The 13,228-nt window shown below is 58.3% G+C and carries 10 protein-coding genes; 4 read left to right on the top strand and 6 right to left on the bottom strand.

The annotated features are described in order from the left end of the window. Nucleotides 1–64 precede the first annotated feature (64 nt). Both VGU61_RS20300 and VGU61_RS20295 read left to right on the top strand, forming a co-directional pair. On the top strand, nucleotides 65–1,672 hold the full coding sequence (locus VGU61_RS20300; RefSeq protein ID WP_326861109.1) for a hybrid sensor histidine kinase/response regulator: 1,608 nt from the start codon (nucleotides 65–67) through the stop codon (nucleotides 1,670–1,672). 484 nt (nucleotides 1,673–2,156) lie between these two features. Next, nucleotides 2,157–2,537, top strand: coding sequence for a response regulator (locus VGU61_RS20295; protein ID WP_326861108.1), 381 nt, complete (start codon nucleotides 2,157–2,159; stop codon nucleotides 2,535–2,537). A gap of 76 nt (nucleotides 2,538–2,613) precedes the next feature. Here VGU61_RS20295 and VGU61_RS20290 read toward each other — a convergent pair whose 3' ends face one another. From VGU61_RS20290 to VGU61_RS20265, 6 genes are all read right to left on the bottom strand, one after another. Further along, the gene (locus tag VGU61_RS20290) at nucleotides 2,614–2,829 is read right to left on the bottom strand and encodes a DUF1059 domain-containing protein (protein ID WP_326861107.1); all 216 of its coding nucleotides are present in this window, start codon (nucleotides 2,827–2,829) and stop codon (nucleotides 2,614–2,616) included. A 223-nt stretch (nucleotides 2,830–3,052) separates the two neighbouring features. Beyond that, nucleotides 3,053–4,783 carry a YbaL family putative K(+) efflux transporter gene (ybaL, locus tag VGU61_RS20285; RefSeq protein ID WP_326861106.1) on the bottom strand — a complete coding sequence of 577 codons (1,731 nt, stop codon included), beginning with the start codon at nucleotides 4,781–4,783 and terminating at the stop codon, nucleotides 3,053–3,055. A 202-nt stretch (nucleotides 4,784–4,985) separates the two neighbouring features. Further along, a complete protein-coding gene (locus VGU61_RS20280) occupies nucleotides 4,986–5,423 on the bottom strand; it encodes a universal stress protein (protein WP_326861105.1) in 438 nt (145 codons plus the stop codon). Between the two features lie 139 nt (nucleotides 5,424–5,562). Continuing rightward, nucleotides 5,563–5,895, bottom strand: a complete 333-nt coding sequence (locus VGU61_RS20275) for a hypothetical protein (protein ID WP_326861104.1) — start codon at nucleotides 5,893–5,895, stop codon at nucleotides 5,563–5,565. A 258-nt stretch (nucleotides 5,896–6,153) separates the two neighbouring features. Further along, the gene (locus VGU61_RS20270) at nucleotides 6,154–7,332 is read right to left on the bottom strand and encodes a diguanylate cyclase domain-containing protein (protein ID WP_326861103.1); all 1,179 of its coding nucleotides are present in this window, start codon (nucleotides 7,330–7,332) and stop codon (nucleotides 6,154–6,156) included. 464 nt (nucleotides 7,333–7,796) lie between these two features. Then, complete coding sequence (locus VGU61_RS20265; RefSeq protein WP_326861102.1) at nucleotides 7,797–8,552, bottom strand: GAF domain-containing protein; 756 nt, start codon at nucleotides 8,550–8,552, stop codon at nucleotides 7,797–7,799. A gap of 242 nt (nucleotides 8,553–8,794) precedes the next feature. Here VGU61_RS20265 and VGU61_RS20260 point away from each other — a divergent pair, with 242 nt between their 5' ends. Then, on the top strand, nucleotides 8,795–10,894 hold the full coding sequence (locus tag VGU61_RS20260) for a methyl-accepting chemotaxis protein (protein WP_326861101.1): 2,100 nt from the start codon (nucleotides 8,795–8,797) through the stop codon (nucleotides 10,892–10,894). 306 nt (nucleotides 10,895–11,200) lie between these two features. Then, nucleotides 11,201–13,192: an MHYT domain-containing protein gene (locus VGU61_RS20255; protein WP_326861100.1), complete on the top strand. Its 1,992-nt coding sequence runs from the start codon at nucleotides 11,201–11,203 to the stop codon at nucleotides 13,190–13,192. Nucleotides 13,193–13,228 lie beyond the last annotated feature (36 nt).

Below are 13,228 nucleotides of genomic sequence, written 5' to 3'. Positions count from 1 at the left end.
CCGACTCCGCCTTCCTGCCTGAACGGGAAGCGTGATGTCTAATGATAGGGATTCATCTCCCTCCTTGGAGCCTTCAGAAAAAGTTATCCTGGAACAGGCGATCCGGGACCTCACGGGCCTGCTCGCTCTGCCCACCTTGTGGGCGGGGCGCGACGGCCTGACCGTATTGCAGGTGATGATCGAGGCAGCCGAGCGCATCGTGCCGCTCGGCTTTGCATTTGCCCAGACCTACCTCCATACCGACAAACCCCTGCTGGAGATGCTCCGCGTCCAGGGGCGGTATGTCGGTGAACCTGACATTCATGCATGGCGATCGCTCGCCGCCGGCTGGGGAACCTCATCTCTTCCGGACGGCCGTCCGACACTGTGCGACACGCCGCTTGGCCAGTTGCGCGTGATTCGCATCAGCATGGGGTACGGCACCTATGGCGGAAAGATCTGGTTCGGCTCCTTCGACCCCGGCTTTCCCGGCTTCACCCAGTTAGCGTTCCTGAGGGCGGCGTCATCGCTCGCGGCCACCGGGCTGCAGGCAGCAAGGGCGAACTACGAGCGTGAGCAGGCAAGCCGGGCCAAGGACGAGTTCCTGGCGATGCTCGGTCATGAACTGCGCAACCCGCTGGCGCCGATCACCACCGCACTTGAATTGCTTAAGCTGCGCGAGAGCGGAGGTCTGCCGCGTGAATATCACATCATCGAAAGGCAGGCCAGGCATCTCTCCAGGCTGGTGGACGACCTGCTCGACGTGACGCGGATCACCCGGGGCAAGATCGAACTCCGGCGCGAGGTGGTGGACCTCAAATTGGTGCTGGCTCGCGCCCTGGAGGATACAGGCCTGCTCTTCGTGGAACAGCAGCACGCGCTCGACGTGGAGCTTCCTGAAGAATCGGTATGGGTATATGGGGACGCGGTCCGGCTTGCCCAGGTATTCTCCAATCTGCTCACCAACGCCGCCAAATACACTGACCCGGGAGGGCACGTGAAGGTGCGCCTGCAAGCCGGCGGCCTGGTCTCACGTGTGTCGGTACAGGACAACGGGAGCGGAATCAGCCCGGATCTGCTGCCCAGGCTGTTCAATTCCTTCGAACAGGGAAGCGCCACGATAGAGCGCAGCAAGGGCGGCCTCGGCATCGGGCTGGCGCTCGTGAAGAATTTCGTGGAACTGCACGGCGGAAGCGTAACGGTCGCAAGCGACGGCGTGGGCAAGGGCTCGGAATTCACCGTAATCCTGCCTGTGCTGAGCAACGACCGGCAGCCTCAAGCCCCGATCAGCACCGGGCCGGGGCATGAAGCCGGATCCGGCACGCGCGCGGCCAGGATTCTGCTTGTCGATGATAACGCCGACGCCCTGAACAGTATAAGCCAGTACTTGTCCTATCGAGGCCACGACGTGCGCGCAACAGGCGATCCGATCGAGGCACTTTCCATCGCCGCCGATTTTCATCCCGAAGTGGCCGTGCTCGACATCGGTCTTCCCGTGATGGACGGCTATGCGCTTGCCGGCGAGCTGCGCAAACGTGCCGAGACACGCGGGATGCGCCTTATCGCCTTGACAGGGTACGGTCAGGCAAAGGATGCGGAGAAGTCACTTGCCGAGGGATTCGACGTACACCTGGTCAAGCCGGTCCAGCTGGTTGAGCTTGACAGGGCAATCGCCGAGCGCCACCCGGCGTGAGATCACACCGATGACGCGATGCCGGGTAGAGTGTCTCGTTGAGCAAGGCGCTTCACCGATGGCGTATGCGCTCCCTGCTGCAGACCGGGGGAATGCGCCGGGCTCGTCCGTGGGGTATCTGGCGCTCGCTACATCGACAAGCCAATTGAACCGGACTAAATCGGCGTCTTCCAGGCTAACTGATAACAGCAGATTCAATGTCTAAACACATCGCTCCGATGGAGCTGAGGCGCAGCCGGTCCTGCTTGAACCGGAACAGTACAGGTTCCTTGCCAGATTGGACGATGCAATTCGCCCTTTGATTGATTCCGACGAAATCACACATACCGCTGCAACCATTCTCGGTCAGTACCTTGATGTGAACCGATGCGCCTATGCCTAGGTCAACCCGCATACGGATACGTTCAACGTCACCGGAAATTACACCAATGGCGTATCCGGCATTGCAGGACAATATGAAACCACGGCTTTCGGCGCAGGGTTTGTGCGGCTGAGTCATCTCGCCAAACCCTGCGTCGTAGAAGACGCCGAAACCGACAAGCGGGTGAAAGATGCGCAGATGCTGGCGATGTATCTCGCAGTCGCAGGGCATGAGGTATTCGTCGAGCACACTTCCAGGCGCGGATGGGAGCGCGCCGGGATGGAATTGCCGGACATATGCATACTGGACATCGGCTTGCCGGAGTTGGATGGCAATGAGCTGGCCCGCCGCCTCAGGGCGGAACCGGGAACGGCCAACGCCGTATTGGTTGCGCTGACCGGCCACGCGCAGGAACAGGACCGCGAGAAAGCCCTGGCGGCAGGCTTCCACCATCACCTGGCAAAGCCTGTCGACGCCGGCAAACTTCTTGTGTTGATATCCTGAAGACCGGTGACATCTGGCGTCCATCCCCGGTGTCCTCAGCGACACCGGGGATGACTACACCAGTCCCTTCTTCCTGCTATGCATGGCTCATGGGTGCTTCGATCGGCGGTGTCCCGACCTTGAACGATTGACGCAGAAGATCTCGCAATTCAGGCGTATCTTTATGCTGATGAACTGAAACAGCGTGCTGCACCGCTGCGTCCAGCAGTTCTTCTTCCGTATCGGCGGCAATGGCGATGGTGCAATGCGTGTCGCTCGGAATTTCCCGGCAGTCGATGAATTTGCGATCCATGATATGCCTCCTTCTCATCGGGATGTCAGTTGCACATGAGATCAAGATCGTTATAGGCCGGAGTACGAACCACCACAACATGAGCTGCGGCTGTGGATTTGATGAATGTCAAACAAGCCGCAACCGCAGTCCGAGGAGATGATGTCTTCGAAGCAGCAAATACAGCGAATTCAAACAGGCAAAAATTCGTCTTTTCCCCGGGCACCTTCCTCCGGTTACCGCTCTATCGCAGCGCACGTTCGAACGACGCGACGCTGGACTGCAAATCATGATGTTCTAGTCTGGCAATCACATGGGCCGCCATGCCCTTCGCCAACTCATGCTCGCCCATCAATATATGGCCCGCATTTTCTCTTCGGAGCAACGCCGCCTCTTCTTCACTGTGCGTGCGGACGATCGTCTGTATATCGGGATTCAGCGCTCGTGCGATTTCGATCATCGAGCGCACATGAAAGGTATCGGGCGTTGCAATCACCAGGAAGCTGGCCTTGGCAATGTGCGCCTGAATGAGGATGGCGGGCTCGGCTGCGTTGCCGGCAACAGCGGGAATGTTATTGCGGCGCAGATTCTGGACGATCTCCCGGTTGCTTTCGACAACGACATAGCTGATGTTTGCCAGGGTCAGCTTTTCGGCGATCCGTTTGCCGACACGTCCAAACCCGACCAGCACGACCTGCCTGGTCAGTTTCTCCTGCGGCACTTCGACCGGCAATTCCGCAAGGGGGTCTGCCGGCCAGTCAAATTTCCTGGCGAGGTATGAATGGGAATGCAGCCACTTCTGCAGCGGAGCGATCGCCTTGAAGGTAAATGGATTGAGCGCGATGGAAAGAATGGCGCCGGCCAGTACGAGACTTTGCGCTTCGGGCGGCAGCAAACCCAGGGAAAGGCCGAGCGCCATCAGGATGAACGAAAACTCGCCGATTTGTGCAAGGCTTGCGGAAACCGTCAGTGCCGTATTGAGCGGATAGCGTAGCCAAAGCACCAGCAGGAACGCCGCTACTGATTTACCCAGCATGATGATGAGTACGACCGCGAGCACCTGCAGAGGCTGTTCCGACAGGATGGCCGGGTCGAACAACATGCCGACAGAAACAAAAAACAGCACCGAAAACGCATCCTGGAGCGGCAGTGAATCTTCCGCCGCGCGATGGCTCAATTCGGACTCGCGCAACACCATTCCCGCAAAGAATGCGCCGAGGGCAAACGACACCCCGAAAAGCTTCGCCGAGCCGTAAGCGATGCCGATCGCTGCGGCGATGACGCAAAGCGTGAAAAGCTCGCGGGAATTCGTTCTGGCAACCTGCCAGAGCAGCCAGGGAAAAACTTTCCGGCCGACGACCAGCATCAGGGCAATGAAAATGCCGACCTGGCCAAGGGTAACGACGAGGGTCGTCCATAAAGATCCGCCGCCGTCCGGTGACTTGCCGCCAAGCCATCCCGACAGGGCAGGCAGCATCACCAGCACCAGGACCATGACGAGATCCTCCACCACCAGCCATCCCACGGCAATGCGGCCATTCAGCGAATCCAGTTCACCTCGTTCCTCCAAAGCGCGCAACAGGACAACCGTGCTTGCCACGGAAAGTGCAAGCCCGAAGACCAGTCCTGCACCGAATGTCCAACCCATGAACGTTGCCACCCCGAGGCCAAGCAAAGTCGCAGCGCTGATCTGCAATATGGCACCGGGAAGCGCAATGCCTTTCACCTCCATCAAGTCATCAAGCGAAAAGTGCAGTCCGACGCCAAACATCAGCAGCATTACGCCGATTTCAGCGAGCTGGTTTGCCAGATCGACGTCGGCAATGAAGCCGGGAGTAAATGGACCGAGCACTATCCCTGCAAGCAAATATCCGACGAGGGCAGGGAGTTTGAGGCGGGCCGCAATAAAGCCGAGGATGAGCGCAAGACCGAATGCGGCGGCAAGAGTGGCGATCAGGCTGACATTATGGTGCATAGATAACCGGTGTTCCCGAAGTGGATTTGAGTGAGACCGAGCCCGTTCGCCGGCGGGCGATCATGCTGGTGCCTGTAATTGCCGAAGCAATGCAGTGTCTGCCATGAATGGCATTGACCGAACGGGCTTGCAGCGAAGTGCAGGCCCGTCCGGCGGTTGCTCCATGGGAGATTTCGAACAATGAAAGGCAAAGCCCGTCCGTCTACGGAAAGACCAGCACCGGGACCATGGACTTGCGCAGGACTTCCTGGGTCAGGCTTTCATTGAACATCATATCGATCACGCCCGTCTTTCCGCGTGTGGCCATGACGATGACGTCGCAATGATACTGCTTCGCCGCTTCGAGGATTTCCTCGTCAGGGAGACGGGACATGGATACGACGGCTTCGCAATCGACATTTGCCTCTTCCGCATAGTCGAGCACCTTCTGTACGTTCACCTTTGCGGCGTGAAGACGCATTTCTTCCACGGTCTGGCCGGTTTGCAGCGAGTCTGCATCCGACCCATTGAACAAGCGTGGTTCAGCCACTGACATCACGATCAGCTTGCCTGACGAAAGTTTGGCAAGGTCGGTTGCCACTTGCATGGGCTTGTAGGACAACGTTGAGCCATCTACTGGCATCAGTATTGATTTGAACATGGGGTTTCCCTCCTGGCATACACGGAATCGATTCGCCTTGACCAAGCTGCCTTATTGTGTGGCGAGCGTTAAGGCGACGGAAATGTGCCGCAGTCTGTGCGTTCAGCACCTGCAGGCAAAGCAAGGGACAGCGGAAGCGCTATGCGCGGGGAGGGGGGAAGAACTTGGGGAGAACGATCGAGGCGTACGTCAGGATCACGGCGACCGGCGGTATGACACTTTCCTTGCCGCCGTTGTCCGCAACCTGAATGGACACGTAATCCGACATCTCTTCGATAGAGGGCAGGACATCTGTGGCGGCGAGGTCCAGAATGCCTTGTTTCGCGGCGCCATCAACGACTTGCGCAGGCTTTCCGGGCTGCGCTTCAGTTGATGCCGGGTTGCCTGCCTCCATCAGATTCGCGCCAACAGCCACAACGCACCCCTGGGCTGCGAAGACAAAAAGCAGAAGCGCGAGAAAGATGGCTTTCATGATGCAAAAAACTCAGTTTCGATATCCGTCAGGAATGTGACACACGTGAATTCCAAAGATTCAGTATTTTTCATCTTCCCGGGATACTAACCCAAATTAAACAGGTTCACTGCGGGCATTGATATTTGCTCGTACCAATCAATTTCCGGCGTCGGATCACTGGAATTCGCCGTTACCTGCATGCCGATGGGGTAGCGCATTCGTCCCGGCGTCGGGTCTGACCGGACTCCCGCCTCCTGGCCATTGCTTCAAGACGTGTCAGCTGAGCAGCGGATCTTCAGCCGAATGAAACACGAATCGATGTTTTCCGCCGCCTTTCGCACGGTACATCGCCACGTCCGCCGCCTTGATCAACTCCGTCGAGCGGATACCGTCATCGGGAAACACGGCTATGCCGATACTTGCGCCTATCTTCGCAGGTCCGATCGACGGCACGATCGGTGTATCGAAGCCGGCCAGCAGATGAGATGCGAGCACCTCAAGGTCTGATCGCTGATTGATGTTGGGAATCAGGATCAGGAATTCGTCGCCGCCGATCCGCGCCACGACATCGGATTGCCGCGAGCCTTCCTTCAGGCGGCGCGCCGCTTCTTTCAATACGGCGTCACCCGCGGCATGCCCGAATGTGTCGTTGATTGCCTTGAAGCCGTCTAGGTCGATGAACATGACCCCAAGCGTACGCTGGTAGCGGCTCGCAATGGGAATGCTGTAGTCGAGGATCGAGACGAACAGATTGCGGTTCGGCAGTCCGGTCAAGGCATCATGGCTGGCTTCGTGATCCAGGCGCTCGAGAAGCTGGCGTTTGGATTCCATGTCGCGCCTGATCATCGTCCACACCGACAAGATGGCAAGCATCAGAAACAGGACAAAGAACGTCGCGCTGTACTGATAGATCTTCATATGGATGACTGTCCTGTCCTGCAAGTCTTCCAGCTTTTCCTTCTGCTGCGCCTTCAGCCCGGCCACGACGTCTCGAAGCTCGTCCATATAGGATTTGCCTGCATTCGAATTGACCAGTTCCAATGCCTGCTCCAGGCCCTGCTGCTGGCGCACGTTGATGGTTTTTTCGAGTTCATCGAATTTGAGTTGTATCAACTGACGGATACGATCGACGGCTGCTTTTGAAGCATCGTCGTCCACCAGTCGGCTCAACTGATCCAGTTCCGCATCGATCCGGCCCAGGCCTTCGTGGTAAGGCATCAGATACGTGGTATTGCCTGTCAGCAGAAAGCCGCGCTGTCCGGTTTCCGCATCGTCGAAAGCAAGGAGGATGGCGTCGAGACTCTGCAGCTCGGCATATGCCTCGATCCGCAGGGACTCGGCGTTTGCATACCGGCCGGCGGTCCAGGCACTGATGCCGGCTGCGGTAAGAAAGCCAAGGAATACTACAACCAGAATCCAAAGCAGCTGCCGCTCCAACTGGCTGGATGAGTCCATGATGGCATTGTCGATGGTGTGTATTTCCTACACGAAACTGACCGGGATTGCGAAAACAGGCTGCTATTGCATAACGCGTATTTTGCTTGCACGCAAAAACCATGCGGTCATTGCGCAGATGCACATCATCCTTTTATATGCGGCATTGAAACAGGAATGCTGCAGCTTGTTGCGGCACCACGCCTTGCGTGGAGAAAGCATCCCGATTAGCGGCCGATGCTGCCGTTCAGCGTGAAATCCTTCATTTGGCTGCCATTCCTTGTTGTTTGCATCTTGATAAAGACAGATTGTTTGATCCTCCGTACTTAGTCAAGGTACTTCCATTTGCAAAAAGTCTGATTTCTTTATCCAGATACAGCGGGCAGGGTGCTTTTCAGGGCGCTGCCGGAACGATGTAAGCCACGCGGTTTACCTAATTTCGCCAGATGAACAAGCGGCCTATGCGATGTATCGAAGTGCCGCCGTCATTCACGGCGCTGTATCTCTTCACTTGCAATGCAGGCAAGCTCGCCGAGGGCACGTATTTGTTCGGGCGTGAGCTGACGCGGCTTCGTATCAAGAACGCATAGCGTGCCGAGGCGGAGGCTTTGCTTGCTCAGGAGCGGAAATCCGGCGTAAAACCGGATGAACGGCTCGCCGGTGACAAGCGGATTATTCTTGAAGCGCTCGTCCTGATGGGCATCTTCAACGACCAGTGGTGTGCGATGCATGATCGCGTGACTGCAAAAAGCCCATTCGCGGGGCGTCTCGCATGCGTCCAGTCCAACACGTGACTTGAACCATTGCCGGCGCGACGTCAATAAGGAGACCAGTGCCATCGGTGTTTCCGCAAACTGGCACGCAAGCCGCGTCAGCCTGTCGAAAGCCGGTTCCTCCGGCGTATCAATCAGGCGCGATGCGGCAAGCGCACGCAATCGTTCATCTTCATCCGCCGGCATGGGATAAGCCGCTTGCGGCAATGGAGAATATTCCGGGTCCAGGGCTTCCGCATCAGGCGCCTCCGTTGCGCCGGATTGCTTCTTGCCCCCCTGCTGTTGCAGCAAATCCATCACCGAGCTCAGCCTGACCCGCCGATGGCCGCCGGGTGTCTTCCAGGAGGCAAGCGCACCGCTTTCGATCCATAGCTGAGCGGTACTAACCGCGACACCGAGAAGGCGCGCTGTTTCACGGGTGGTCAGGATGGGATCGTCTTTCTGACCGGTTACCGGGGTCTGTTTCATGTTGCTTACCTCAATTGCTTTTTCTTCCCGCAAGTCTACACCTGCCCGTTGCAAATATGACGAATTCGACGGATATGCGTTTTACAACAAAATTTGACGATAAGAGTTGACGTGAGGAAATATTCGGTTACACTGCGGAAATCGTCAAATTCGTCTCATTCATCAAATTCGTCATATTTAATGCGTTAAACATAGCAGGCCGCAGCCTAGTCCGCCGACCAAAGTGAAAAGAGGAGGTAATTTTGAAGCGCTCGAAACTTATACCGAACTGGAATATTGGTCTGAAGCTTTCGTTGAGCACGTTTGCTCTCGTCGGCGGCATGTTCATGTTGTTCATCATCATCGGCGGCTATAAAAGCGCGCGGCAGGCAGAGAGCGAAGCGATACGCGAGGTCAGCGACAAGACGAGCCTGATTGCCGATACGGTCAGCATCGTCGACCGGAATCTGCGTGCGGAGGTGAAAACCTACGCGAAAGTGTTCTCAGCCAGCTTTCCGGAAAAATTCCGTATCGAGCAAGGACGGAGCCGGGAGATTGGCGGGAAGTCCGCCCCGGTGCTCATGAATGGCGACACGGAAATCAACCTGAATTTTTCGATTCCCGACCGCTTCACTGAATTGACCGGCGCCTATGCCACCATTTTCGTCCGCAGCGGCGATGATTTCATCCGCATCACGACCTCACACAAGAAGGAGAACGGCGAACGCGCGATAGGAACGCTGCTCGACCGCTCCCATCCCGGCTACAACGCCGTGCTGAAAGGCGACATGTACGCCGGCGCTGCCAGTCTTTTCGGCGGCCAGTACATGACCGAATACGACCCGATCAAGAACGCCCAGGGCGAGGTGATCGGCATCCTCTACGTCGGGATCAATTTCACCGATTCGATGAAGGCGCTCGGCGATGGCCTGAAAGCCATGAAGCTGGGCAGGACAGGCGAGTTCTACGCGCTCAGTGCCAGGCCGGGCAAGGACTTCGGCAAATTCCTCATTCATCGGAATAAAGAAGACCAGAACCTGATCGAGGAAAAGGATGACGCCGGCAATGCGTATATCAAAACCATCCTCGACAAGAAGCAGGGCACGCTTTCCTATACCGAAGCCGGCAAGAACGGCAACGCGCCGCGCGACCGTATCGTCGCCTTCTCCCATATCAAGGACTGGCAGATGGTTGTCGCGGGCGACGCCTACCTGGACGAAATCACGGAAAGCGCCGTGCAACAGCGCAACAGCAATGCGCTGGTTGCGGTGTTCATTGTCGCCTTTGTCACCGCATTACTGTACGTGATGATCCAGCGCCAGGTCAGCAAGCCCATCAGCAAGGCATTGCGCATCACGGAAACGGTGGCGTCCGGCGATCTGACGAGCGAAATCAAAGTCGCTTCCTCGGATGAGACGGGCCGGCTGATGGCCGCCATGCAGCACATGAATTCCAGCCTGTCCGCCATTGTCGGCGAGGTGCGCACAGGGACGGCAAGCATCGCCGCAGCCTCGCAGCAGATTGCGGCCGGAAATCTGGACCTGTCGGCCCGCACCGAGCAGCAAGCCGGGGCGCTTGAAGAAACCGCATCGACGATGGAGGAGTTGGCGGCGACCATTCGCCGCAACGCCGACAATGCGGTTCAGGCCCATCGGTTGACGCAGAACGCCTCCGAAATTGCCCGTAAAGGGGGCGATGTCGTGACACAGGTGATCAGCACAATGGGCGCCATCGACAGCTCCGCAAAGCGCATCGCCGACATCATCGGCGTGATCGACGGTATCGCATTTCAGACCAACATTCTTGCACTCAATGCCGCAGTGGAAGCCGCCAGGGCCGGTGAACAGGGACGCGGCTTCGCCGTCGTCGCGTCGGAAGTCCGCTCTCTGGCTCAGCGTTCGGCGACCGCGGCGAAAGAGATCAAGACCCTGATCCATGAATCGGTGGAGCAGGTCGGCGCCGGAGCCAGGCTGGTCGATCATGCCGGCGAAACCATGAAGGAAATCGTCGGTGCCGTCGTCAATGTCGCTGACCTGATGAACGACATCTCCGCCGCGACGCAGGAGCAGGCTTCCGGCATCGATCAGATCAACCAGGCTATCGGCCAGATGGACCAGGTCACGCAGCAAAACGCAGCCCTGGTCGAGGAAGCCGCTTCCGCAGCCCAGGTCATGATGGACCGGGCGGTGAAACTCGCCGACGTGGTCAGCTTCTTTCAGGTTCACGAAACCGACAAGATGCAGGTTGCGGCTTTGAGAGCCGTGACGGAAACAGCGTCGCCTGAACAGTCCGCGGCCCGGAACAAACGACTTGGTTTGCAAAGGAAAGAGCCCGGACAGATTCCGCATCGTCGGGCCGCATAGTGCAGGCCTGATGCAGGCTTGAAAAGCATCCCGGACACTCATTGATTGAAATGCAGCCGATCCTGCTCAACGGGGCGGCTGCAGCCGATGCCGCGCCATACAGGCTGCGCTCGCACGCATCGCCGCTGTCCGCGACTCGCCGCTCGGCATCGAGATACCGGATTGCCATGTCAGCAATCCGATGTGAATGACGAGTAACCAACTACCGCACGGGTTAGCTGCGCGACACTGTACGCACTTCATGGCGATGCGTGATAATAGGCGGAACGATTCATTCGCTTCATCCGCTCATCATTTCATAACTATATGCTTATCGGATATTTCGACCGTCCGCTGGTTCTGGTATCCGTACTCGTTGCCATTCTGGCCTCCTTCACCGCGCTCAGCATGGCCGGGCGAGTGGCAAGCAACACCGGCGCATCCGAGAGGTCATGGATCGCCGGCGGCGCCTTCGCAATGAGTATCGGCATCTGGTCCATGCATTTCATCGGCATGCTGGCGTTCCGACTTCCCATCCCGGTCGGATACGACCCATGGATCACGACCATGTCGTGGCTGCTCGCATTTGGCGCATCCTGGCTCGCGCTCTGGCAAATCAGTCAACCCAACATGGCATTCCGCAGTCTGGTTTCCGCGGCGGTACTCATGGGGATCGGCATCAATGCCATGCATTACACCGGTATGGCGGCCATGCGCATGCAGCCCGGCATCGAATACGATGTCACCTTGTTCATCCTGTCGGTGGCGATCGCCATCCTGGCTTCGGGAGCGGCGCTATGGATCGCGTTTCGCCTCAGGGATGGCGGTCCGCATGTCTGGATCGCCAGGGGCATCGGCGCGGTGGTCATGGGGATTGCCATCGCCGGCATGCACTACACCGGCATGGCGGCCGCGGCGTTCCCGGAGAACAGCATCTGCATGGCGGCCAGCAACGGCTTCGGCACCGATGGCCTGGCGATCAGCACCATCATCGCGACGGTGTCCGTGCTGGTCGTCGCGCTGTTGACGTCCATATACGATTCCAAGCTGACGGCGCGCACACAGACGCTCGTACTGTCGCAGGCGATTTCGGAAGAGCGCCATGTGCTGCTCGCGCGTGAACGGGAGGCGCGCGCGGAGGCTGAAAAAGTAAGTGCGATGAAGGATGAATTTCTCGCAACGCTGTCGCATGAACTGCGCACCCCGCTCAATTCCATCCTCGGCTGGACGCAATTGCTGCGCCTCAAGACCCATGACGCCGCGACGATCGAAAAGGGACTGGAAACGATCGAGCGCAATGCCCGCGCCCAGGCCCAGCTGATTGCCGACCTGCTCGACATGAGCCGCATCATCTCAGGCAAGGTGAGGATGGAAATGCGGCCGATCACCCTGCAAACGGTCGTCGATTCCGCGGTGGCGACCATCATGCCGACAGCACAGGCAAAGAACATCGTGCTCGAATCACACAGCGATCCGGAAGCCGGCGTCATTGCCGGCGATGCGGACCGGTTGCAGCAAGTGATGTGGAATCTGCTGTCGAATGCCGTCAAGTTCAGCGGTGCAGGTGGAAAAGTCCAGGTCATTTCCAGGAAGGTGGACGACCATGTGGTCGTGACCGTGACCGATTCGGGAATCGGCATCAGCCCGGAGTTTTTGCCATTCGTGTTCGACCGTTTTCGCCAAGCCGATTCATCGACGACGCGGCGGTATGGCGGACTGGGGCTCGGGCTTGCCATCGTCAGGCAATTGGTTGAGCTGCACGGCGGGACGATCCGCGCCGAAAGTGGCGGGGAAGGCAAGGGCGCCAGCTTCATCATGCGGCTTCCGGTCGCACAGCCCGGCCGATCCACTACGGTCAAGCCGGGAGAGCACCGCGATGCGGATGTATTGCACATGGAAGCGGTCCAGCCATTCGACTTGTCCGGCATCACGGCACTGGTGGTTGACGACGATCTGGATGCGCTCGGCCTCGTTGATAGCCTGTTAAGCGAATGCGGTGCCGAAGTCATCCGTGCCGCATCGGCGGAGGAAGCGCTTCGGCATCTCGGCCGGCATCGTCCGGATGTCATCATCAGCGACATCGGCATGCCCGGCGAGGACGGCTTCGGTTTCATGCGCAAGGTGCGCGCGTTCGAGCGAGGCACCGGAAACCGGGTGCCGGCAATCGCACTGTCTGCATTCACCCGCCTTGCAGACCGGGAGCAGGCGCTGGCGGCAGGCTTCGATCTGTACATTTCCAAGCCGTTTGAACCAGCCGAACTTGCTGGCAGCATCCGAAGCATCGTCGAAAAGGCGCCAGGCTCGCGGGTCCAGGTTTGAGGGCATGGCGCCGACGGCGCCGCGGATGCTGCATGC

This window comes from Noviherbaspirillum sp. (assembly GCF_035944575.1).
Taxonomy (GTDB): Bacteria; Pseudomonadota; Gammaproteobacteria; order Burkholderiales; family Burkholderiaceae_D; genus Noviherbaspirillum.
Note: the sequence above shows the minus strand (reverse complement) of the source record. Positions and strands in the feature narration are given on the sequence as shown.